This is a genomic window from Vibrio ponticus, from assembly GCF_009938225.1.
GTDB lineage: Bacteria > Pseudomonadota > Gammaproteobacteria > Enterobacterales > Vibrionaceae > Vibrio > Vibrio ponticus.
In genome coordinates this window covers 1,149,836-1,172,372 of the sequence record NZ_AP019658.1, presented here as the reverse complement: position 1 = coordinate 1,172,372, position 22,537 = coordinate 1,149,836, and the positions used below count along the sequence as shown (strand labels likewise).

Genomic DNA, 22,537 nt, shown 5'->3' with positions numbered 1-22,537 from the left:
AAGCGCCGGTTTTTCAGTTTTCTTAGTCTTCGTTACGACGACCGTGACCACGTTCACCACGGTGGTTACCACGGTGATCACCACCACGGTTACGGTCGAAACGACGCTCGCCACCTTCACGGTTACCATCGCGGTTACCACGGTAGCCGCCATCACGGTTGCCGTCACGGTTACCACGGTAGCCACCACCATCGCGGTTGCCATCACGGTTACCACGGTAGCCACCTTCACGGTTGCCGTCACGGTTACCATCGCGGTTGCCACGGTAGCCGCCTTCACGGTTGCCTTCACGGTTACCGTCACGATTGCCACGGAAACCACCATCACGACGACCACCGTCGCGACGACCGCCTTCACGACGACCACGAGGTTCGCGGAAATCATCAAAGTCACATACTACTGCACCTACATCTTTTTGACGGATGCGTAGTTTGCTTAGTTTGCCAGCCGTTTCTGAGTCCATCGCTTTTGGAAGCTGAACGTAAGTTTGACCTTGGTCTAGTTTGATAGCACCGATAGAGCCTTTAACTAGGCCTAGTTCGTTTGCTAGTGCACCAACGATGTCTTTAACTTGTACGCCTTGCTCGCGACCAACTTGTAGTTGGTAAGTATCCCAATCTTGGGTATTGAAGCTACGACCACCTTCGCGACGACCACCATCACGGCCACCTTCACGGCGGTCTTGACGACGTTGTTTGTCACGTGCAATTGCTTCAACCATTGGGTCTTCGCCAATGTAGAATAGAGGACGCTTGCCTTGTTGACGCTTAAGCAGGATAGCTGCAAGAGTTGTAGAGTCGATCTCTAGAGTCTCTTGTAGTTTCTCAACTAGCTCAACAAACTTGTCTAGTGCTTTGTGTTCTTTTTCAGCTTCTAGCTCAGCACCTAGTTTAACTAGACGTGCTTCTGCTACTGCGTCACGTAGAGGCAGTTGGATTTCTTCCATAGAAGACTTAGTTACGCGCTCGATAGTGCGAAGCATACGAATTTGGTTAGTGCGAACTAGAAGGATCGCTTTACCTTGACGTCCTGCACGGCCAGTACGACCGATACGGTGGATGTAAGATTCCACATCGAATGGGATGTCGTAGTTGAATACGTGAGTAATACGTGGAACATCAAGACCACGAGCCACAACGTCAGTTGCAACTAGAATGTCGATTACACCATTTTTGATGTGGTCAACAGTACGCTCACGTAGAGACTGAGGAATATCACCGTGCAGTGCTGCTGCTTTGAAGCCGCGTGCACATAGCCAATCAGCTAGGCGCTCAGTATCTTGACGTGTACGTACGAACACGATTGAAGCGTCAGTTTCTTCTGTTTCAAGTAGACGAGACATTGCTTCGTCTTTCTCTACACCTTTAACAACCCAGAACTGTTGCTCTACTTTGTCTACAGTGTGGTTTTTACCTGCAACGTCAACCATTACTGGTTCGCGTAGGAAGCGCTCAACAATGTTTTTCAGCATTGGAGGCATAGTTGCAGAGAAAAGAACGCGTTGTGCAGACTCAGGAGCGTGCTCCATGATTGCAGTTACATCGTCAACGAAGCCCATGTTAAGCATTTCATCAGCTTCATCTAGGATGAAGGTGTTTACTTCGTCAAGGTGTAGACGGTCACGGTTAATAAGGTCTTGAACACGACCAGGAGTACCAACGATCACGTGAGCACCGTTTTTAAGTGCACGCATTTGATCAACGATTGAAGTACCACCGTAGATTTCTAGAACTTTAAGACCAGAGATGTTTTGACCTAGGTTCTTCATTTCTGCCGCAACCTGGATCGCAAGCTCACGAGTAGGAGCAAGTACAACCGCTTGAGGTTTACGTTGAGAAAGGTCTAGTTTGTTCAATAGCGGAAGAGAGAAAGCCGCTGTTTTACCTGTACCTGTTTGCGCTTTACCTAGAGCATCAGCACCATCAAGAAGGTGCGGAATTGCCGCTGCTTGGATAGGAGTTGGAGAAACAAAACCCATGCTATCAAGAGCTGAAAGGATTGCGTCATTTAGTGCTAAATCACTAAATTGAATTACAGTATCTGTCATTGGGATCCCATTAACAAAAAAAAACAAAAGGTCCCACGAGCTCTACCAATTCCAATACCGATCCAGATTGAGCTGATTCCATTCAGATGCGGATAAGTGTTAAATCGCATCAAGCCGCTAGGGACATAAGGGATGCGGATTATTCACCAAAAGCACAAAAAAAGCCAGAAAAAATTGAATTTCATCACAAAAATTTCTTCTAGGTGGTAAATTTGGCTCTTTTGTCGTCACATAAGTGAGAATTTGCTTTCAAATTGCTCAAATTCGAAAATAGGAATGACGAACAATCTGTGCTTTTTATAGATTGGCAGTTTTGCGAATGTTATAGTGTGCGCAATTTTACAAGCGATATTAGAGTTAAGATGTTCCAAGACAACCCGCTACTGGCTCAGTTAAAGCAGCAAATCCAAGAAAACCTACCAAAAAAGGAAGGGACAATCAAAGCCACTGAAAAAGGCTTTGGCTTCTTAGAAGTGGATAGCAAAACCAGCTTCTTTATTCCGCCTCCGTACATGAAAAAGTGTCTTCATGGCGATAAAGTTAAAGCGATCATTCGTACTGAAAATGAACGTGAAGTTGCAGAGCCAGAAGAGCTAATTGAGCAAAACTTAACTCGCTTTATTGGTCGCGTGAAAATGTTTAAGGGCAAACTTAACGTTGTTCCTGATCACCCGCAATTGAAAAAGCAATCACTTAAAGCAAAAGTGAAGAAAGGTCTTAACCCAAATGACTTTGCCGAAGGTGATTGGGTCGTTGCACACCTAATCCAGCACCCTTTGAAAGGTGATAATGGTTTCTTTGTTGAGATTTCACAAAAAATCACTGACGAAAATGACAAGATTGCACCATGGTGGGTAACGCTGGCGCAAAACGATTTGCCTAACAGTGAACCAGCAGGTATTGATAACTGGGAAATTAAAGATGACGCAGATCTAGAGCGTATCGATATGACCCACGTACCGTTTGTTACTATCGATGGTGAATCAACCAAAGATATGGATGATGCTCTGTTCGCGAAAAAGCTCGACAATGGTGATTTTGCGCTGACAATTGCTATTGCTGATCCAACCGCTTACATCACGCCAGACAGTGATATGGACAAAGTTGCGCGTGAACGTGGCTTTACTATCTACTTACCTGGGCGCAATATTCCAATGCTACCGCGAGATCTTGCTGATGAACTTTGTTCATTAATGCAAGATGAAGTACGCCCTGCTTTATGTTGTACCGTGACGGTAAGTAAAGATGGCGTGATTGGCGATGATATTAAGTTCTTCGCGGCTAACATTAAGTCTCACGCACGTTTGGCTTACGATCACGTATCGGATTGGCTTGAAAATGGTGAGTCACCAGTGTGGCAACCGAGCGACGAGATTGCAGAGATTGTTCGCGATCTTTACGAATTTTCATTGGCTCGCGCTGACTGGCGTGAAAAGAACGCAGTGGTCTTCCCTGATCGTCCAGACTATCGCTTTGAACTAAGCGAAGACAACGACGTAATTGCCATCCATGCCGACATGCGTCGTAGCGCAAACCGACTGGTTGAAGAATCAATGATCACTGCCAATATTTGTGCGGGTAAAACATTGCAAGCAAGTTTTGGTTCTGGTGTCTTCAACCACCATGCCGGTATTAAAGCAGAGAAGATTGCTGAAGTAATCGAAATGGTGAACCCTGAGGGTGAGCTGCCATTTACCGCTGAATCAATTGCGACGTTGGAAGGTTTTGCTGCGCTACGTCGTTGGTTAGGTGCTCAAGATAGCAGTTACTTTGATAACCGTATTCGTAAGATGCAAACTTACAGTGAAATCGGCAATCAACCGTTACCGCATTTTGCGATGGGTTTAGCTATCTACGCAACATGGACTTCGCCAATTCGTAAGTACGGTGACATGATTAACCACCGTATGCTGAAAGCACACATCTTGGGTAAAGAGCCTGTACAATTGGCGGATGAGCTAGTTGGTGAAGAACTTGCTTTGCACCGTAAGCATCACAACATGGCTGAGCGCAGCGTTTCTGACTGGTTGTATGCACGCACCTTAGCGGAAGAACCAGCAAAAGGAACCCAGTTTAATGCGGAAATTTTTGACATTAACCGCGCAGGTATGCGTGTCCGTCTGTTAGAGAATGGTGCTGCGGCGTTTATTCCTAGCTCGCTGATTATGGATAATAAAGAGCGCATCGAATGTAATGCTGACAATGGTACGGTTGCTATCGACAAGCAAATCGAGTTCCGTTTAGGCGATACTTTACAAGTAACGTTGGCAGAAGTTAATCAAGAGAATCGCAGTTTAGTTGCGAAGCCTACTCGAGTGTTTGCACCGTTAGAAAGCGAAGCACAATCAGAGCAGGTTACTGAAGCGCCAGCTGAGTAATCCATTCTCAATCTTGAGCAAGATAAATCCCCTAAGTCGTTTATACGGTTTAGGGGATTTTTATTACTAGTTTGTTGGAAGTTCGTGCCTTAGAGCACAAATACAAGCTTTCAGTTGCTGCTAGAATGTAATGGTGGCAGAGGGGTTCTGTGCTAAATCATAATTGCAAACTCACTTTTCAGTAGTGATTTGTGTAATGAGAAAGCCGTCCATATATTTTAGTGAATAAATACAGTTGGCATCACACTTTGCAACTTTAGTTAGATCATTTAGCTAGATGGTTACGAAAAAAAGTCTAAATATTTAGTTGTGGGATTGTTTAGGTGAATGAATTGGATTTTTTTTGCGATACAAACAATAAACATTTGTCTGTGTGGGTATTTATTACAAAACAGTGGATTGTTTCTAGAGTCTTGAGTTTGCGAAAAATGAGTGGGGTAGCGATTAACTGCTTGATGTTAAGAGATAATGTTTCGCAACGAGGTTGCTTTCTAAGCGTTATTGAGACACACTATCGCTGATATTGACAGGAAGTTCTTAGCTAACATATTCCACTAAGCCTTGGATAATTAGCAGAGCTTTAGCCTGTGAATGAAAGGTTGTTTTACGCCACCTTCGAGTCAGACCGTCGGAGGAGATTGAGTTTGATTCAAGGGGGCATACAACAATAATAAGGCGACCCTACGGTCGCCACCTGTATAGCCTGCCTAACGTCTTGGTTTGGCCGCCGATCAGTTAAGCAGCTAACAAAATTAAAGTTACGCATAGCTGGCTGTTAGCTCAGATTCCTTACCTTCAGTTCTAACAGTTTTTGTAACCTGCCTGAGTGAAATCGCTCAGGCTTTTTTGTTTTTGGAGCAACACAGTTAGATAAGCACTAATGTGTATATGTGGATAATAAAGACACAGTACGGTTAGCCAAAGATTTGACCGCATGTAATGCGATGAACTACGCATAAACGGTCATTGGAGGGGAATTTACCGGAAAGTGAGAAGAGAAATATTGTGCTTTGTAGTGAAGTTGTTTAGTGCTACAACTCTCGACTAGAAGGGGCGCAACCAAGGTATTGTAGTAACACGTAAAGGCTTTCTTGAGAAAGTGCTACACGACGAAATAGATCGGCGAAAACGGCGTCACCACCAAAACACGCCTGAATATAGTGATTGATTTGCTGGTCGTTGTAACCTTCAACATACATGGTTCTCACCCATTGATACTCAACTGACTTGGTATTAGTTAAGGTATTTTCATCCAATGTTGTATCTTTGACAGCCAAGCTTCGATCCTTTCAGAACATATAGAAGTTTGGATTTAATCAAACCTAGATGAAAGAAAAATGACAGCATGAAAACTTTGACCAAGTTTTAACAGGCTGCCATGATTCGCGTTCATCGATTTAGCCGCGTAATAACTATTTAAGATATTTGACGTGTGCTTGCATCTCTTCGCCAATTTGCTTGCGCATATTCATAAGGCGTATTGCGGACTCGCGTAGCTCAATGTCTTCAGGTTGGGTCGGAACCCATTCTGGCACTTGAGTCGGTTTACCTTGCTCGTCAACTGCCACCATAATAACGATGCAGTGGGTGGTTAAACGGTTGGTGAGTTCTTTCGGATCGCTGGCTTGCACATCAATCGCAATGTGCATAGAGCTGCTACCGGTATAAATAACTTTAGCGCTAACCTCAACAAGGTTGCCAACGTGGATGGGTGAGACAAAGCGAATACCACCCGCATAAGCCGTTATGCAGTACTTGCCACTCCAACCTGCAGCACAAGCGTAAGCTGCAAGGTCAATCCATTTCATGGCAGCACCACCATGGACTTTACCGCCAAAATTGACATCACTGGGTTCGGCTAAGAAGCGTAACGTTACTTCTCGCTGCTGTTTGCTCATCGCTCACTCCTTTGATTCTTCATATTGTTATCCCCCATACAGCATCACATCTAGAACAGAGTCTGGAATATTGTTTGGGTTTACATAAATATAACAATACTTTAGCTAAAGGATCTATTGCTATTGTCGCAAACTTGTTGGTTTGTTTTTACTTTCGTACTTCTTCAAATTCACCCTCAATAACGTGAGCGTGGTTAGTTGCTTGATGAGCTTGCGTAAACTGCGCTTTTTCTGCTGCTTTTACCAATCTTCTACCCGTGATAGCGCCGAGGATAGTCAATGGTATGGCAATTAAAAGGCTGCCGATTAAAACGAAGAAGCCAGTGATCAGAGCGATAAATGTTGTTAATACACGAGTCATACTTGTTTCCTCATTGATTGTTCAGTCGTTGTAAAGTGCTTAAAAAAGAATTGACGACGAATGAGTGCAACTAGAATAAGCCAGAGTAGATGAATCGAAGATGAATGTGAAGTTCAGCAAGAGTAAGTTTGTGTAAAAAAGCCGCCTCAATCGAGGCGGCAAAGTCAGAACTTATTGCCCTGCCAACATAAGTTGGTTAGAGCAATTTATAATCGTTATGTTGTGGAGTCATAATTCTTAAGGAAGCGTTTTGTAACGCACTCCCATCATTTGTTCCATACAGTGAACAACCTGGCAGCTGTAGCCGAACTCATTGTCATACCAGATGTATAGTACACAGCGTTTGTCTTGTGCGATGGTTGCCGCACCATCAACCACACCTGCAAAGCGAGAACCTACGAGGTCTGTTGAGACGACTTCAGTCGAGTCGGTGTAATCGATTTGACCTGCAAGCTCTGAATTTAGCGCCATTTCACGTAGGTAAGTGTTTAGCTCATCACGCTCAACGGTATTGTTTAGGTTAAGATTTGCTACCGCCATTGAGACGTTAGGTGTCGGTACGCGGATCGCATTACCAGTTAGCTTACCTGCAAGTTCCGGTAGCGCTTTAGAGACCGCTTTGGCGGCGCCCGTTGATGTTAGTACCATGTTCAATGATGCACTACGACCACGGCGTTCACCGCTGTGGAAGTTATCGATGAGATTTTGATCGTTAGTGAATGAGTGAACGGTTTCAATATGACCAGAGTCGATACCGTAGCGATCATTAAGGGCTTTGAGCACAGGGGTAATGGCATTGGTTGTGCAGCTGGCAGCAGAGATAATCTTGTCTTCTGGCTGAATCACTTGATCGTTTACACCAAACACAACGTTTTTGATGTCACCTTTGCCTGGCGCTGTAAGCAGTACCTTTTGTGAACCTTTAGAGCTTAAGTGCTTGCTCAGTCCTTCTGTATCACGCCATACGCCAGTGTTATCCACGATTAATGCATCGTTAATACCGTACTGAGTGTAATCCACGTCTTCTGGCTGATTTGCGTAGATGACTTGAATGTAGTTGCCGTTAGCAATGATAGCTTTGCGCTCCTCATCAATAACAATGCTACCATTGAATTGTCCGTGGACTGAGTCGCGGCGAAGTAAGCTCGCGCGCTTTTGCAGGTCACCATTTTTACCACCACGAACCACGATAGCACGCAGGCGTAACGGATAACCCGGACCGCTTTTTTCCACCAATAAGCGAGTCAACAAACGACCGATACGACCAAAACCATAAAGCACAACGTCTTTAGGCGTGCCGACACCCTCACCATTCATTGCAGAAACTAATGCCGAATGAAGAAAGTCTTTTAGAGAGTGTGTATCGTCATGGGTTTGCCAGTATTTGTCAGCCAGCTGACCAATATCGATCTTACAAGGCGATAAAGGCATATCTGCCAGTGCTTGAATAAGAGGTAAGGTCTGAGTTGGGGTGAGTGCGGTACCACTATAGTGGCGAGACAATCTGTGAGTTTTGATGATGTCGATTGTGGCAGCGTTAACGAGCGTCTTGCCAAAGAGCAGTACTTCTACGCCTTTCTGACGGTAAAGTTGACCGAGAAGGGGAGAAATCGTTTCAGCAATTGTTTGGTTCGTTTGCCAGTCAAGAAGATGTTTTTCAGGACTCATTGAACTTAGGACCTTTTCACGTTTTGGGTTGAGCTTCCACTCCAAGGGTTAAAGGAGTAGTGAATTCGTTGTAATTTTTATGTGGCGGAAGTGTAAAGGGCGAATGCTTATTCTGCTAGGAAAATTAAATCTCGGTTTTTTGGCGGTTTTTTTATTTAGTTGCGTGGTTTTTTGATGAATTTGTGCTCTAAAAAGACAATTGACTTTCAAAATAAGCCAATCTTAATTTTTTGATAAAAATACTGACTCGATCTTTGTTGTGTAACATGGTTCTGTATTGCAGTTCTTTATGTGAGGTTGGTTAACTAATCAACAGTTATAGTAATAGCTAAGTGATGGGAAAGAGGGATGGATTGTTTTGAGGCTAAAAACTCAGAGGAAGTGCTAGAGAGGCTGTAGTTTGCTAGCTTATATCTGCGAGCTATATCACGCAATTTTTGTAAAGGGGAAGGCTGAAAGTATAGTACTTCTTTAACTCAGAAACTGACGAGTAGTTGCTTTGGCGCAGGAGCAAAGGAGACAGCGCTGCGTTTTCCACAGCGCGTGAACAACTATCGGGCAGATTGACCAAGCTCATCAAGAGGCAGCCAGTTAACTTTTACACCCGCTTGCAAGAACATTTCTTGACTGACTTTAATTTTGTCGCCCCAGCGAGAAAGAAAGTCATCCGTTTGTTCCGGGCAATGAACGGCTGAAATACCGGTTTGAATGATCTTTGCCGCGCAGTTTGGGCAAGGGAAATGTGTTACCCAAATTTCACAGCCATCTAAATCACGTTTCGCGAATAGAATCGCATTCTCTTCCGCATGTAGCGTCTTAAGGTATTTCATTTCGCGTTCATCTGTCGTTGCGCTGTCCGAAATACCATGTGGGTAGCCGTTAAAGCCAACCGAGACGATTCGATTTTGCTTAGTGATAACAGCGCCAACTTGCGTTGATGGATCTTTACTCCAAGAGCCAACAAGTTCTGCCATTTGGTAAAAACGTTGTGCCCATTTTGAGATCATTTTTTTTCCTCAGCTAGAAATATACTGTGATGATGAGACTGACTAGCCTCAATCTCTGTTAGCTAAACTATATTATGCCACTTTTTATAGACTTAGTACTGTGTTTAGTGCGTTAGAGACATTTAATCAATGTTTGGTAGTAATAGCATACCTTACCGAATACGGATAATTGGCTTTCAGGCTTGTAAGAGATCTCTCACAGGCGTGTGCGAAACAAAAGACAAATATAAGCAGATAAATACATGGGTTAATTCTAAGCTGTTGTTTATTAATGTATATATGTTTGTTGATTTAGAATTGATTGTATAAATTTTTCTCTGAGTAATTGTTCCTGAGCTGAGGATAACGTAACTTATAGGTGTCGGCAGGATGCAGACACGGAACAGGAAAGACCCAAGGATTGGTCATCTTCAGGAAGAAGATATAGTTATCGCGGATTGATAGCTAGCAAGGATTGCAAAGGACACCGCTAGGACAGCGATGTTAAGGAAGTGCTGAGGGATACAGCGTACTATCAAGGAATAGATGCAGGGAGCACTTATAAGTAGCCGGATGCTGCGAGTAAGAATAGACCCCGCTAGGCGAGAGCCTAGCGGGGTTTTCTTTTTCTAGCTTGGCTGACGTTGCCAATATTTTTATGTAACGCTTTGTCTATTTTTTTATTAGCGTTTGAAGCTTACCGCTTCGCTCTCAGCTAAGTGAATTTTTGTGCTTGCTGGTTGAGTTTCAGCAATCACTTTGCCGTGACGTACTGAGTAACGAACAGGCACTTGACGACGTACCGCATCAAAGCCATTTTCTGCAGGAAGGATCAGTAGGCTACCTGGTTTACCCGTTTCAATACCGTGCTTGTCTTGAATGTTGAGTGTGCGAGCAGAGTTGCGGCTAATTAAATCCAGTGAGTTGTTGATTTGGTCATAGCCCATTACTTGACACACATGCAGACCCATATGCAGCACTTGTAGCATATTGGCTGTGCCTAATGGGTACCAAGGGTCAAAAACATCATCGTGACCGAAGCATACATTAATATTTGCGTTAAGCATTTCTTTCACGCGTGTTACACCACGACGTTTCGGGTAGTCATCAAAACGACCTTGTAGGTGAATGTTAACTAGTGGGTTCGCAACAAAGTTGATGCCAGACATCTTCAATAGACGGAATAGTCGAGAAGCATACGCACCGTTGTATGAGCCCATTGCCGTGGTGTGGCTTGCGGTTACCTTATGACCCATGTTGTATTTGTGTGCTAATGCAGCCAACGTCTCGACAAAGCGTGATTGTTCATCATCGATTTCGTCACAATGAACGTCGATTAGGCGGTCGTATTTTTGCGCAAGTTCGAAAACGTAGTGCAGTGACTCAATGCCATACTCTCGGGTGAACTCGAAATGAGGGATAGCACCAATGACATCTGCGCCGAGTTGTACAGCTTCTTCAAGCAACTCTTTACCATTTGGGTAAGACAGAATGCCTTCTTGCGGAAATGCCACGATTTGAATGTCTACCCATTCTTTCATCTCTTCACGCACTTCAACCATTGCTTTGAGTGCGATAAGTGTTGGGTCAGAGACATCAACGTGGGTACGTACGTGTTGCACACCGTTAGCAATTTGCCACTTTAGGGTTTGTTTGGCGCGTGATTTTACATCTTCGATTGATAGTAGCTCTTTACGTTCTGCCCATCGTTCGATGCCCTCAAACAAAGTACCAGAGATATTCCAGCTTGGCTCACCTGCGGTTTGTGTCGTGTCTAGGTGAATGTGTGGTTCACAAAACGGTGCTACCGCCATGCCACCTTCAGCATCTAATACATCACCTTGGAAGCTAAGTTCTAGCTGATTGTCTTCGATACGCTTGAATTGACCATCCTCAATCAAAATTTGCTTCAGACCTTCCTGTCCTTGCAGTGTTACGTTCTTGATCAACATAGTTGTCATGATGGTTCCTTACGCCAGCTTAGCTGCTAACGTTCTTTTATTAATAATAGGGTTTAAAACAAGGTAGCTTAGAGCTCCGCCCAATACGGCATTCACTGGAACAACGCCTGGGAGGAAGTGACCTGCTGCTACACCCAGTGCGACTGCAATAATGCCTGCCCAATTGACAGTTTGGAATTGGGTTGTTTCGAAGTTAGCGTAGCGTTTACGGTTTGCCAAGAAATCTGCGATGATCACGCCGCCAATTGGTGGAATAGCCAGCGACAGGAACGTTAACCAACCAACGAAGTTATTGTATAGCCAAAGCGCGCAAAGTGTGCCGATAACGCCGTTTACCATTGAGATGTATTTGCTTGGTAATCCAGTGATGTTTGAGAATCCCAAACCTGAAGCATAGAGCGCGTTGTCGTTGGTAGTCCAAATATTTAAACCGAGTACGATGATGGCAGGAATAAGCAGACCCTGAGCAATCATCACTTCAGAGATATCCGATTGACCGGTCACTGACGCGCCCGCTGCACCAAAGATGAACATCAGAGAGTTGCCGATAAAGAACGCCACCATGGTAACCAGCACCGCACCTTTTGGTTTTTTGCCGAAGCGGACAAAGTCAGCGGTTAAAGTACCAGCACTAATAAATGAACCAACCACCATCGCGAGTGCGATTGAGAAATCGATCGGTTGAGCGGGTTCTACTTTTTGTAGTTCGCTTACGCCACCGATGCTGTTGATTGCCTCGATGACTGAGTAACCACCAAGTAGAGCAATGGCAGGCACGGCGATAGCCGATAGAATCATGAGTGCGGCAATACCAAAATAGACCGTCGCGGTCATCAGTAGACCTGAAACAAGGATAAGCGTGTTGGTGTCAATGCCTGTGGCTTTATGCACCGGTATAGCAAACATTGCAACACCAACACCAAACCAACCAACTTGAGTGCCACCAAGAAGAGCAGAGGGAAGCCAAGAGCCTTTAGAACCAAAAGAGAAACGAGCAAGAAGGTGAGTAGAGAGACCAGTAGAGGCGCCGATGTAACCGAGGAAAGAAGTGTAAATACCGAGAATTAGGTTACCAATGAGAACAGCGAGGAAGAAATCATTAAAGGAAAGACCAGTGCCGAGTGAACCGCCGGTCCACATACTGGCTGAAAAGAAGGTCAATCCCAACATCACCATTGTTAGTGAAGCCACTCCTTTACGTGCCGAATTAGGAACAGGACCTAGGCTATAGTTGTTGTCACCAGCCATTTTAACCTCCGCGCTTAAAAAATAGATTTATTGCCAAACTCTAGTTAAACGGCGCGTATTATGATGATATAAATTTGCATGTCAATTATAAATTCACCAATAGTGGCTTGTTTTGTGTGGTGTTGAATCTTATTTATTGATTTTTAATAAGTTAATTTTTGATGGTCTTGTTTTACTCATATATGTAACCGTTTGCTTTTGGTGGGTTTTATGGTTGGTATATCAGTTTGGGTTACATTTTTTGTTATGACGGAGAAATGTAAGTCATTGCTTGGGGCGGGGATTGATTACGGAATGATTTACTTCAATCTCATGGTGTCTTTCTCGTTGTGTGCGCTTTTTTTTGAGCGCTAACTTGTGTTTATGGCGATTTGTCATCAATATTCTTGCTTGGTCTTTAAATGTATTGGTTTGTGTTTGTTTTTAGTGGGGTTTGTTAGGCTTTAATGCTTATGATTATTTTAAATTTTTGTCTTAAAAAATAATGTGATAGGTTTTGACTTGGGTTGATGAGTGTTTTGTTTACTAGTTTGCTGTAGTCTTCGTGTTTTTGTTTTTGATTGCCTCATTTAAGATTGCGTATAAAAATCATGACGCCGTACCAAGCTTTAAAGCAAATGTTGATAAAGTGATCTCGATTAAGTAATGCATTTGATATGTAACTGTTAATTGAGAGCTTTGCACCAGTAATTTATACGTTTTCTACGTATAATTGTCCTGGCTTTCACATAAGGAGATAAATAATGAAACTTCGTTACCTGCTTTCTATCACTACGCTATTTGCAGCAGCCTTCTCAGCCCAAGCGAGCGCAAGCTGTGAAGTGACAGTTGAAGCAAACGATATGATGAAATTCTCAACGGATGTAATTAGTGTTCCAGCAACGTGTGAAGAAGTGTCAATTACACTGAAACACACAGGCAAACTGCCTGCCGCATCGATGGGTCACAATATTGTTATTACTGATACTGCAAACGTGCAGGGTGTGGGTACAGATGGTATGAGTGCAGGTATTGATAATAGCTATATCAAGCCTGGTGATGATCGCGTATATGCATTCTCTAAAGTGATCGGTGGTGGAGAAGAGACCGTTCTGACTTTTGATACATCAGCGTTGAAAGCTGGTGGTGATTACTCATTCTTTTGTTCATTCCCTGGTCACTGGGCGATTATGAAAGGCAAGTTTGAGTTTAAATAATTAAGTTTAAACAGAAAAACGCCTCTATTGAGGCGTTTTTTTATTCAAATAGACTACGAATCCACTTTATTAAAGGATTAGTTGGTTCGTTGCTGTTGCTGTGACCTTTCCCTTGATAAAAACTGGACATGAAGTCACTACGTATTTCCTGTACATCCCCTCCCACCGCTCGAGTCAGCGCTGTAGCACTTTGCTCGGCATGGTCGTTAGCTAGGCTGAAATCCATTGCCATGTAACCTTGCAGATAGAGCCATAGATGTGTGATGAAGACCAGTTGTTCACCGTCACGGTAGTGAAAACTCGCAGCATGCTTCTCACCCACTTTTTGGCTGAGTGCTTGTTGCATTGCTTGAACAGACTGCTGGTGAGCTTCAATTCGGCTTAACACTTCGATGTGGTTTTTCGTGAGTAGCCCTAATAAATGATGGTTTACTGAGCTATCCGGTTTTGTTTGCTGCACTTTGGCAAACAGCTCAGCATTACTTTGCACAAAGGTTTGCCACTGAACAGAATCAAAGTCGACGCAATTTAACTCGTCGGCTTTGATGTTACAGATGGCTTGCTGTAAATTAGTCATGGCTTTGCAGCGTTTCCCAGACAACTTCAGTTGAAGTGTCGTTGCCATCAACAAACAGGCTGTTGCCGGTGATCATCACAGACAGCTCCATACCGCGCTGTACGTTAGCTGCCAACGCTTCAATGGAATCGACATCAAACTGGTGGATGTTGGCATTGAACGCCGCCAGTTTATTTTTTGATTGATTCCACCATACGTCAGACTTGCTATTGAACGTGTAAATATCGACTTTGTTTGCTAATCGAGTCGCTTTTTTAACGCGATCTACTGCAGGTTCGCCAACTTCAATCCAATGTTCAATGGTGCCATCTAAAGATTTTTGCCATAGATCGGGTTCTTCAATGTTTGATAATCCCTTGGTAAAAACAAGCTCTGGAGAGGCATTTAGGCAGTAAGCCATCACTCTAGCCATCATTCGAGGCACAGTTTCTGACGGGTGAAGGGCGATAGTACAATTAAGCGAATCATAATAGTCGCGGTTGGTGTCAGATAGAGCAATACGGAATTTATATATTGTTGGTTTAAGTGCCATGTTTATATCCAAAGTTATCTAGGAGAGCAATTTAGCTATGGCGGAAAGGCGCATTTATCTGTACCTAAAAATGAAAATAGCCAGCTAAATTAGCTGGCTATTAAAATCTATTTTGTCGACAAATTAAAGAACTTTGATGTTCTCAGCTTGTGGACCTTTTTGACCTTGAGTAATGCTGAATTCAACAGCTTGACCTTCAGTTAGAGTGCGGAAGCCGTCACCTGTGATTGCGCTGAAGTGTGCAAAAACGTCTGGACCGTTTTCTTGTTTGATGAAGCCAAAGCCTTTAGTTTCGTTGAACCATTTTACTGTACCAGTCACTGTATCTGACATCTGTCTTTCCTTTGTATTTCACTGTTTCGCCTAAAGTGGCACGGATAGCGTGGAAAAGGAGATTGCTATTGCGCACGACGTTACGGCAGATACACAAGGGCTCCAACGAAACGGCGTTCTAGACAAGAACCGTTTTCTAGCTAACAAACAGTCTAAGGTTTAACCAATCTAAGTCAATAAAATTCAAGTGAATTTAAACCAATAATTTGAACTAAATATCGCCTCGAGAAAATTTGACTGGAATTTAATACGGACTCACGCGCTGTTGTCACAATTCTATGTTTATTGGAATGAGAACTGCATATCAGAGCTTGATTTAAAGTGTGATGTCTATAACCAATACAAAATTAATATTAACAGGTCAGATGAGAAGGCAAGTTTCTGTTTATCGATAGCTTGTTTCATTGGTTGGGGGAGTGAATGAGTATTTTGTCAGTTTAAGTGACAAATGAGTTTAAAGTTCACATTTTTTCTATTTGGCACAAGAATGATTGCTGTTAATTTAATGTTAATTATCATGGAGACTATTTTCTTTAAAACCTAATTAACAGATTAAAAAAGACATTTCACAAGCCTGATGTTAATTAAATGTACAAAATGGTCGCTAGTGACATTTTTTGTACATATGAGCATAGAAATAGCACTTGTAATTTTAAAAATTGATGAGAAAATGACCGCAAAATGAGTTTTCATTATTGAAAGGATGCTTCCAACACTCTTTAGAGGGCAAGCTTTATGAAACTAGTTCTAATTTTGATGGCATCAATCTCAGTTGGCGCAGCTTCAGCTGATCATCTTCACTCATTTATGCTCGGATTGTCAGTGGCGGCTTTGGCGGTAGGCAGCTGTTATTGGTTTGCTTTTCGAACCACTCGTTTTCCTCATTTAGCGATGTTCTTATTAATTTGTGGATTACTGGCTAAAGTGACCGTTACAGTACTCGGCGTAGCATTTGGCATTTCTCAAGCATTGATTACCTCACCGCTGGTGTTTGCGCTTTCTTATCTATTCTTCTCGTTAGTGGTGACTTACTTGTGGTTTAGCTATCGCGATTCGATTACCAAAGTACCGCAGCAACTCGCATAGTCGGTTGACTAATTCGTTACAGAAATAAGAGCCAGCTGTTTTAGTTGGCTTTTTTTATGTTTTAGAACGGCATTTTGCAAGATGTCACATTTCTTTGCCTCAAATCTTGTATAACCGTAACGAAGCGTAACAGACTTGCTGAAACAACCTACGCTTTCAATATACTGAGATCAGTCTTTTAATTGGTAGAGTGCCATGGAAACAAAACGTCTAGTACAATCAGCTTTGGTTATCAGTGCATTTAGTGCTTCTGCAACCTTGGCTGCGCCTTCTATAACTCCTGACCCGCCTGTAATTGGTGCGAAAGGCTATATCTTAATGGACTACAATACAGGTCAAGTATTAGTAGAGAAGAATGCTCATGATCCGCTGAATCCAGCAAGCTTAACTAAGCTTATGACCGCTTATGTTGCCGGACAGGAGGTCAATTCTGGTAATGTGACGCTAGATGATCAAGTCACTATCAGCCAAAATGCTTGGGCTAAGAACTTTCCAGACTCTTCAAAAATGTTTATTGAGGTGGGGACGTCTGTTTCTTTGATGGATCTTTATCGCGGGCTAGTGGTTCAGTCAGGTAATGATGCGAGTGTCGCGATAGCAGAGCATGTCGCAGGCAGTGAAGGGGCATTTGTCGGGTTGATGAATAGCTGGGCGAAAAAGCTTGGGCTAAACAATACCGCCTATACTAACCCACACGGCTTAGACAGCGATGGGCTTTATTCAACGCCATACGATATTGCGCTGCTTAGTCAAGCGATTATCCGTGATTTGCCAACCATTTATCCGCTATACAGTGAAACCTCATTTGCTTATAACGGTATTACTCAATACAACCGAAATGGTCTGCTTCGTGATAGAAGCTTAAATGTTGATGGTATGAAGACCGGCTACACCAGTGGTGCGGGATACAGTTTGGCGACGTCAGCAACCAGTGGTGACATGCGTTTAATATCGGTTGTAATGGGCTCAAGTAGTACCAAAAGCCGAGAGTCTGAGAGTAAGCAGTTACTGAGTTACGGTTTCCGTTTTTTTGATACGGTGTTAGCGAGTGAAGCAGGTAAGTCGATCAATCAACCGCGAGTCTGGATGGGCGAGCAAGACTCACTTAACGTCGGTACGGCTGATAATATCTACCTGACTCTACCAAAGGCTGACGTTAAAAATGTGGAAGCCGAGTTAGTGTATGACGGCGATCTCGTTGCTCCTATTGCTGCTGGGCAAGTTATTGGTGAGGTGATTTATACTGTCGGTGGTGATGAGGTGGCGAAAGCCGAACTGACCGCGCTAGAGGCAGTAGAGGAAGGTGGTATCTTTAAACGCATTTTGGATTGGTTAAAAATGCTGGTTGCTAGCTGGTTCTAAGCAACACACACTTTCCCTTTTTACAACATAGGTGCAGTAAGTCGCTGCACCTATCTGACGACATCTAACTCTGATTCATCACTGAATTTCACTCTTTCTTGAAGCAAACCCACATCCTTCGCAATCTTACCGTAAATCTAAACTTTCCTTTACGTCTCACTGACAATGGCTCGTTATTTTACGCCACAATTCGCGCAAAGATTTTAAGCTGGCAGCGAGTCAATGATTTGCCAGAGCATATTGCGCAGCAGTGTAGAAATAGGAATGAATGATGGAATTTACCGCAAAAGATAGCGAAGCTTTGTACCAAGTATGGATGTCTCAAAAGTCTAAAATGCGTTTAACACAAATGGAATTTGCAAAAAAATTGGGTATTAGCCAACTGGAGTTTTCTTGCATTCTGAGAGGAGAGCGTCCACTTTCGATGGCGTTTGTTTCTCGTTTTTGTAACCTTTTAAATTTGGAATCCGACCGAGTGATTCCTTCGCTTCGCTCACAACCTGATGTTAAAGAAGTGTATTTAGAAAGTCGTATGACGGTGGATGGCGAAATTAAGCGAGCTTATATCGACGGTAATCAAGTTGTGGTCGAGTATCTACATCGAGTAACTCACTAAGCTGGGTTTGATCGGCAAGTGGTTAAAATAGGCGGTAATAAAGCGCTCGTCCTAGTGGATGAGCGCTGAGATGATGGGCTCTGTTAGAGTCGAATCTTGAATACTGAGGTGGTGCCACTGACTTCGTTACCAACGGCAATAAAATGGTCGCCATTGCGACTAAAGTAGTTAATGGACTCTGGACCTAGATCTCCTGCAGCAGGGTTGTAACGACCATTGGCGCACTCACCATCTTTCATTTGCGTACAAACGCTCTGAGAAAAATCGCGGCGATTGGTAAAACTGATCACTTGCGCTTTCTCTGGATCGGTAATGTCATACACTAAGATCCCTCCTTGGCGTTCTAAACCGATAAATGCATAGTGACGATCATTGATGGTTGCCACTTCAATCGCCTCTGGCTCCCCACCTTTATCATCACTGCGATCATCAGCACTATCATTGGAGTCGTTAGAGCTATTGAAGTTTTGTTTGTTGCGAGTACGAATTGCGCGGGCAAATTGGTCACCACTATCAAATACTAATTCGCCTTTGTCATCCCAAATAGAAAATGAACGCGAGCCAAACGCTTCAACATTATCTTCTGCTGATAAAATGCCGCTAGGTTTAACAACTTTTAGTCGAGCAAGTTGGTCATTATCTTTTAGGGCAAGAAATAGCGGATGGTTTGCTGCCACTTGTAAGTCTTTGCCACGAACTTCATCGATATGACTGATACAGAAATCTTCTTTCTTGGCATAGTTGCGTGTGCGTTTATAGTCATCGCCATCCCATGTGAAACCTAATTCATCACATACTTTTTGCGTCGTTTCAACGCCATACTCTCGACCATCTCCTTCATTTGCCGAGATGATATAGGTTTTTCCTTTCACTGAGTAACTGTCGATACTATCTGGCATGTACAAACCAACGAGATTCGGATAGCTCTGCAAATTGCCTAAAATGCCGTCTTTATTTGACGCATCAAGCTTCGACTCTGACCAAGACTTAGAACCAAGACCGACTACTTTTTCAAGTTTGGCTTTTTTAGGGTCGATGATCGCAAATGCGTTGTTTTCTTGTAGCGCAACATATAGCTTGCCATTGCCCGCAAACGTTAGGTATTCAGGCTCGAGGTCTTGCGCAATTGATGCATTTTTACCTGAGATGCGCACGTTTTCATCCACCGACTTTAAGTCACTAAACGAAACTTGGCTCACTTTGGCATCCATAGGACCTTTTTTTAAATCGACTAGCGTAACCGAACCCTCTGGGTCGACGCTGTAATCAGCATTTGGCTCGCCTTCATTAGCAGCGGCAATATAGCGACCATCTTTAGAAAAACTCACCATGTCAGGAAGTGCACCCGCTGGATAGGTAGTAATTAGAGACAGATCGTCTGAACGATATAGCGCGATGATGCCATCTTCTTGTTTGTTTTCACTTTCAATTGCAACGGCAACCAAGCCATTATGTACTGCAACGCTGTTTGCAGCGCCAATATTGATTTCGGCAGTGATACCGGCAGTGAATAGATCAATATAAGATGTTCGTGTCGGTTTGCTCTCTGAGTCTAAACTCATTACGTCCACGCGCTTTGCGTTGGCGTTAACCACGTAGAGCTTATCTGTACAGCTGTCGTAATTGACAATTTCAGCTGCTGACGAGTCAAACGGCGCATTGGAAGCCGATGTACCCACAAACGTGAGTCCTTTTACTTTTCCATTGGTTGCTTCGTTTTCCTTCTGGTCTGTATCCTGCGCACTCTTGGTTGATTTGGTATTGATACATTGGATCGCCAAATCATTTGAAGTAGTGGTTTTGGTATTTGCACAGGCAGCCGCCAATATTGATAACGTCAAAACACTGATTGTTTTTAGTGGGGTGGTCATTGAATCTCCTTTTTCACCACGATACTTTGTGAACCTAGTTAACTGCATGAATCATTGAGAAATTTATCAAATGGATATGATTAATTTATGAAGCTTATATTGCGCGAGCTTGGAGGCAAGTATTGTTGGTTAACTCTCGAGCTTTATAACAGCCATGGAACAGTGTTACTCTCTGATTACATAAATAAGTCGGGTCGCTTGAATGTTAGAAAAAGAAAACTTGATTAAATTAGCGAGAATGCAAATGCCCTTTGGTAAGTATGCAGGGCGTGCATTAATTGACTTGCCGGAAGAGTATTTGCTGTGGTTCGACAAAAAGGGCTGGCCGAGTGGTGAGTTGGGAGATTTACTGAAATTATGTTTGGCGCTTAAAATTGAAGGCTTGGATAGTGTAGTTAAGCCTCTTAAGTACCAATATCTGGAGGATTCATAGTTACAGTCGCGTATCGATACTTGAATCGAAACCAATTAAAGAGGATAAGGCCGCAAGGTGACTCTGCGGCTTCTAGGTATATTTTAGTGGTTGTCTCAGTCTTCTGCTTCATCTTTTCGGTAAGCACGAAATGGGATACCCAACAGCCAGATAACTGCGAAGATTAACAGTGAGTTTATCATATTTACGTTACCACCTCTGATTAACCCTAAGGCAAATCCCATTAGGGCAAATGTGACACCTGCAATTAGGAACTTTTTAAAATTGACCTCAAGAATGCCGATTTTCAGCAAAAAGACTAAAGGAAATAGTACAGTCGCAATAACAAAGAGTAACCATATAACTAAATCAGCAAGGCTACGAATATCTTGAAATGAAGTAATAAAGCCGTTGAAAAAGTTAACAATTGAATCCATTTTTATAATCTCTATGTTGTTAGTTTAGAATGCATCTGAGCCCCATTTAAAATACAGAAGGGGTTCTAACGTTATTTTGATAGTCACTTTCAAGATAATTTTTAAGAAATGTATTTGTATCTCAACTCTTGTTTTTTAGGTGATAGATATAGGCATCGTCATTGAAGAAGTAGCCAATCCAGTATTCTTCGTACCTACTGTGGTACTCAATCCTGAATTTTAGTTTTTCTGTGGACGACATCTTGCCTTTCGAGTCGCAGAGACAAAAACAGGATCAATATCGTTGAATACACTCTATTTCATTATCGTCTCTGCGCTACCAGCTATATTTGCTGCAAATAGTTGAACCTCAGGCGACAGGTCTGCATTGTCTGAATGGGCGCTATCATAAAGCGACTTGAATGTCCGTAGTTTAAATCCGGTATATTCATGTTATCTGCGGATCGCAAATTCCTGATTACCTATAGCGCTGAGGTTGTCTATGACTTGCTTTTTTAGTGCCTGTCGGATTGTTATTAATCCGCGCAAGGTTCATGGTCGACAACACCTGACATCAAACGCTTGTGGTGGTGCTTACTCTGGTTTGATAAGCGGTGAAGTGCAATTTTGCCACCTACTTCAATTTTAACGATGTTGAACATTCCGTGACGTACTGCCATTGACTTATATTCGCGGATAGGGTGGAACAATAGGTGGTGACCGTAAAAATTCCAAGCCCACATGAAAAAACAGAAAAGTGGTAAGAAATACATGTAGTATGCATGCCATAGACGGTGGTGCCCTGTAGTAGCGTAGTAATTGTAGATGTCTAAACCTACCCAAGCAGCAATAGCGATCACGATAAGCTGTTGCAGGCGTACAACAATATTCCATGTTTTTTGCTCTGCATGCTCGACAATTTTGCGAATGGCATTTTTGTTTAGGAAGCTCGCTGATTCACCTGTGGTGTTGTTTCCCAATGCGATAAACTGTTGCACTTGGCATGCGCTTGTTTTGACGAACAAAAGAGTTACTGAGTCGCCAACATTTACTAGACCTTCATAGTCGTAGAAGTAGAAGTTGCGAGTTTCACCATTACTATCAATGTAGCTTACTTGGGTGCGCAGAATTTTTTCCACTTTATTAAGCGTTGTCGAAGGCATCCAGCTAAGGAATTTTCCTCTATAGCGGCGCTGCATCTCTTCATCCACTTTACACATTGTAGAAGTAACGGCTGTCGCAGTAACCGTCATTTTTTCATATTCTGGCTGCTCTTTGTGCTTTGGTAGAAACTCAGCGTATTCTGGTTTTAGGTGATTCAATTCGGTAGTCATTTGTTTATCCATTTTAGTTTTTGAGCGGCTTCGGCGTTCTTATCTTTGTTTTTTGTATGTCCCAGTAATGCCATTACACTTAGGCTACGCGAGTAAATAGAATTTGCTTTACTACGCTGTATTATCAGCTTACCCACTTACTACGGTATGCGCGGCAACCGTCATCTTTACCTCGATATGAAACGAGGCGAATTTTACCGATAACAATTATTTAATAGATTGTTTTTTATCAAATTAAAAATTCATTTTCATTTG

20 protein-coding genes are annotated in these 22,537 nt (G+C 43.0%); 6 read left to right on the top strand and 14 right to left on the bottom strand.

The window, feature by feature from the left end:
• Positions 1–22: 22 nt before the first annotated feature.
• Positions 23–2,047 (bottom strand): DEAD/DEAH box helicase, encoded by a 2,025-nt coding sequence (locus GZN30_RS19385; RefSeq protein WP_075649709.1) that lies wholly within the window; start codon positions 2,045–2,047, stop codon positions 23–25.
• Positions 2,048–2,409: 362 nt separating this feature from the next.
• Here GZN30_RS19385 and rnb point away from each other — a divergent pair, with 362 nt between their 5' ends.
• Positions 2,410–4,425: an exoribonuclease II gene (rnb, locus tag GZN30_RS19380; RefSeq protein WP_075649708.1), complete on the top strand. Its 2,016-nt coding sequence runs from the start codon at positions 2,410–2,412 to the stop codon at positions 4,423–4,425.
• A gap of 1,031 nt (positions 4,426–5,456) precedes the next feature.
• Here the strand turns inward: rnb and GZN30_RS19375 are convergent.
• The 7 genes from GZN30_RS19375 to codB all read right to left on the bottom strand — a co-directional run bounded on the left by GZN30_RS19375 (position 5,457) and on the right by codB (position 12,547).
• A complete protein-coding gene (locus GZN30_RS19375; protein WP_075649707.1) occupies positions 5,457–5,702 on the bottom strand; it encodes a hypothetical protein in 246 nt (81 codons plus the stop codon).
• Positions 5,703–5,837: 135 nt separating this feature from the next.
• Positions 5,838–6,323, bottom strand: coding sequence for an acyl-CoA thioesterase (locus GZN30_RS19370; protein WP_075649706.1), 486 nt, complete (start codon positions 6,321–6,323; stop codon positions 5,838–5,840).
• Positions 6,324–6,471: 148 nt separating this feature from the next.
• A complete protein-coding gene (locus tag GZN30_RS19365; RefSeq protein WP_075649705.1) occupies positions 6,472–6,684 on the bottom strand; it encodes a hypothetical protein in 213 nt (70 codons plus the stop codon).
• A 237-nt stretch (positions 6,685–6,921) separates the two neighbouring features.
• Positions 6,922–8,352, bottom strand: a complete 1,431-nt coding sequence (locus tag GZN30_RS19360; RefSeq protein ID WP_075649704.1) for a glyceraldehyde-3-phosphate dehydrogenase — start codon at positions 8,350–8,352, stop codon at positions 6,922–6,924.
• Positions 8,353–8,903: 551 nt separating this feature from the next.
• The gene (locus GZN30_RS19355; RefSeq protein WP_075649703.1) at positions 8,904–9,359 is read right to left on the bottom strand and encodes a dCMP deaminase family protein; all 456 of its coding nucleotides are present in this window, start codon (positions 9,357–9,359) and stop codon (positions 8,904–8,906) included.
• 662 nt (positions 9,360–10,021) lie between these two features.
• Positions 10,022–11,299, bottom strand: a complete 1,278-nt coding sequence (locus GZN30_RS19350) for a cytosine deaminase (protein ID WP_075647787.1) — start codon at positions 11,297–11,299, stop codon at positions 10,022–10,024.
• A 9-nt stretch (positions 11,300–11,308) separates the two neighbouring features.
• Positions 11,309–12,547, bottom strand: coding sequence for a cytosine permease (gene codB / locus GZN30_RS19345; RefSeq protein WP_075647786.1), 1,239 nt, complete (start codon positions 12,545–12,547; stop codon positions 11,309–11,311).
• 743 nt (positions 12,548–13,290) lie between these two features.
• On the opposite strand from codB, the gene azu reads away from it, so the two are divergent.
• Positions 13,291–13,743 (top strand): azurin, encoded by a 453-nt coding sequence (gene azu, locus GZN30_RS19340; protein ID WP_075650910.1) that lies wholly within the window; start codon positions 13,291–13,293, stop codon positions 13,741–13,743.
• Between the two features lie 40 nt (positions 13,744–13,783).
• Here the strand turns inward: azu and GZN30_RS19335 are convergent, their stop codons facing one another.
• The 3 genes from GZN30_RS19335 to GZN30_RS19325 all read right to left on the bottom strand — a co-directional run bounded on the left by GZN30_RS19335 (position 13,784) and on the right by GZN30_RS19325 (position 15,185).
• Complete coding sequence (locus GZN30_RS19335) at positions 13,784–14,320, bottom strand: hypothetical protein (protein WP_075650912.1); 537 nt, start codon at positions 14,318–14,320, stop codon at positions 13,784–13,786.
• Entirely contained in the window at positions 14,313–14,852 is a 540-nt protein-coding gene (locus GZN30_RS19330; RefSeq protein ID WP_075650914.1) for a YaeQ family protein, read from the bottom strand. Before GZN30_RS19330 ends, GZN30_RS19335 begins: the two co-directional genes overlap by 8 nt.
• Positions 14,853–14,975: 123 nt before the next feature.
• Entirely contained in the window at positions 14,976–15,185 is a 210-nt protein-coding gene (locus GZN30_RS19325; RefSeq protein WP_075650916.1) for a cold-shock protein, read from the bottom strand.
• A gap of 735 nt (positions 15,186–15,920) precedes the next feature.
• On the opposite strand from GZN30_RS19325, the gene GZN30_RS19320 reads away from it, so the two are divergent.
• The 3 genes from GZN30_RS19320 to GZN30_RS19310 all read left to right on the top strand — a co-directional run bounded on the left by GZN30_RS19320 (position 15,921) and on the right by GZN30_RS19310 (position 18,249).
• On the top strand, positions 15,921–16,271 hold the full coding sequence (locus tag GZN30_RS19320; protein WP_075650918.1) for an NADH:ubiquinone oxidoreductase: 351 nt from the start codon (positions 15,921–15,923) through the stop codon (positions 16,269–16,271).
• A gap of 195 nt (positions 16,272–16,466) precedes the next feature.
• On the top strand, positions 16,467–17,633 hold the full coding sequence (locus GZN30_RS19315) for a D-alanyl-D-alanine carboxypeptidase family protein (RefSeq protein WP_075650920.1): 1,167 nt from the start codon (positions 16,467–16,469) through the stop codon (positions 17,631–17,633).
• A 271-nt stretch (positions 17,634–17,904) separates the two neighbouring features.
• A complete protein-coding gene (locus GZN30_RS19310) occupies positions 17,905–18,249 on the top strand; it encodes a helix-turn-helix domain-containing protein (RefSeq protein ID WP_075650922.1) in 345 nt (114 codons plus the stop codon).
• A gap of 83 nt (positions 18,250–18,332) precedes the next feature.
• Here GZN30_RS19310 and GZN30_RS19305 read toward each other — a convergent pair whose 3' ends face one another.
• Positions 18,333–20,120 carry a choice-of-anchor I family protein gene (locus GZN30_RS19305; protein WP_075650924.1) on the bottom strand — a complete coding sequence of 596 codons (1,788 nt, stop codon included), beginning with the start codon at positions 20,118–20,120 and terminating at the stop codon, positions 18,333–18,335.
• Positions 20,121–20,322: 202 nt separating this feature from the next.
• Here GZN30_RS19305 and GZN30_RS19300 point away from each other — a divergent pair, with 202 nt between their 5' ends.
• Positions 20,323–20,553, top strand: coding sequence for a DUF3820 family protein (locus tag GZN30_RS19300; RefSeq protein ID WP_075650926.1), 231 nt, complete (start codon positions 20,323–20,325; stop codon positions 20,551–20,553).
• A gap of 95 nt (positions 20,554–20,648) precedes the next feature.
• Here GZN30_RS19300 and GZN30_RS19295 read toward each other — a convergent pair whose 3' ends face one another.
• Complete coding sequence (locus GZN30_RS19295; RefSeq protein ID WP_075650928.1) at positions 20,649–20,969, bottom strand: hypothetical protein; 321 nt, start codon at positions 20,967–20,969, stop codon at positions 20,649–20,651.
• Positions 20,970–21,484: 515 nt separating this feature from the next.
• A complete protein-coding gene (locus GZN30_RS19290; protein ID WP_075650930.1) occupies positions 21,485–22,282 on the bottom strand; it encodes a hypothetical protein in 798 nt (265 codons plus the stop codon).
• Positions 22,283–22,537 lie beyond the last annotated feature (255 nt).

Coding starts and splice junctions, on each gene's coding strand:
- GZN30_RS19300 (WP_075650926.1), top strand. CDS start 20,323: ATGTTAGAAAAAGAAAACTTGATTAAATTAGCGAGAATGCAAATGCCC.
- GZN30_RS19370 (WP_075649706.1), bottom strand. CDS start 6,323: ATGAGCAAACAGCAGCGAGAAGTAACGTTACGCTTCTTAGCCGAACCC.
- codB (WP_075647786.1), bottom strand. CDS start 12,547: ATGGCTGGTGACAACAACTATAGCCTAGGTCCTGTTCCTAATTCGGCA.
- GZN30_RS19350 (WP_075647787.1), bottom strand. CDS start 11,299: ATGACAACTATGTTGATCAAGAACGTAACACTGCAAGGACAGGAAGGT.
- GZN30_RS19360 (WP_075649704.1), bottom strand. CDS start 8,352: ATGAGTCCTGAAAAACATCTTCTTGACTGGCAAACGAACCAAACAATT.
- GZN30_RS19320 (WP_075650918.1), top strand. CDS start 15,921: ATGAAACTAGTTCTAATTTTGATGGCATCAATCTCAGTTGGCGCAGCT.
- GZN30_RS19290 (WP_075650930.1), bottom strand. CDS start 22,282: ATGACTACCGAATTGAATCACCTAAAACCAGAATACGCTGAGTTTCTA.
- GZN30_RS19310 (WP_075650922.1), top strand. CDS start 17,905: ATGGAATTTACCGCAAAAGATAGCGAAGCTTTGTACCAAGTATGGATG.
- GZN30_RS19305 (WP_075650924.1), bottom strand. CDS start 20,120: ATGACCACCCCACTAAAAACAATCAGTGTTTTGACGTTATCAATATTG.
- GZN30_RS19325 (WP_075650916.1), bottom strand. CDS start 15,185: ATGTCAGATACAGTGACTGGTACAGTAAAATGGTTCAACGAAACTAAA.
- GZN30_RS19330 (WP_075650914.1), bottom strand. CDS start 14,852: ATGGCACTTAAACCAACAATATATAAATTCCGTATTGCTCTATCTGAC.
- GZN30_RS19335 (WP_075650912.1), bottom strand. CDS start 14,320: ATGACTAATTTACAGCAAGCCATCTGTAACATCAAAGCCGACGAGTTA.
- azu (WP_075650910.1), top strand. CDS start 13,291: ATGAAACTTCGTTACCTGCTTTCTATCACTACGCTATTTGCAGCAGCC.
- GZN30_RS19385 (WP_075649709.1), bottom strand. CDS start 2,047: ATGACAGATACTGTAATTCAATTTAGTGATTTAGCACTAAATGACGCA.
- GZN30_RS19355 (WP_075649703.1), bottom strand. CDS start 9,359: ATGATCTCAAAATGGGCACAACGTTTTTACCAAATGGCAGAACTTGTT.
- GZN30_RS19295 (WP_075650928.1), bottom strand. CDS start 20,969: ATGGATTCAATTGTTAACTTTTTCAACGGCTTTATTACTTCATTTCAA.
- rnb (WP_075649708.1), top strand. CDS start 2,410: ATGTTCCAAGACAACCCGCTACTGGCTCAGTTAAAGCAGCAAATCCAA.
- GZN30_RS19315 (WP_075650920.1), top strand. CDS start 16,467: ATGGAAACAAAACGTCTAGTACAATCAGCTTTGGTTATCAGTGCATTT.
- GZN30_RS19365 (WP_075649705.1), bottom strand. CDS start 6,684: ATGACTCGTGTATTAACAACATTTATCGCTCTGATCACTGGCTTCTTC.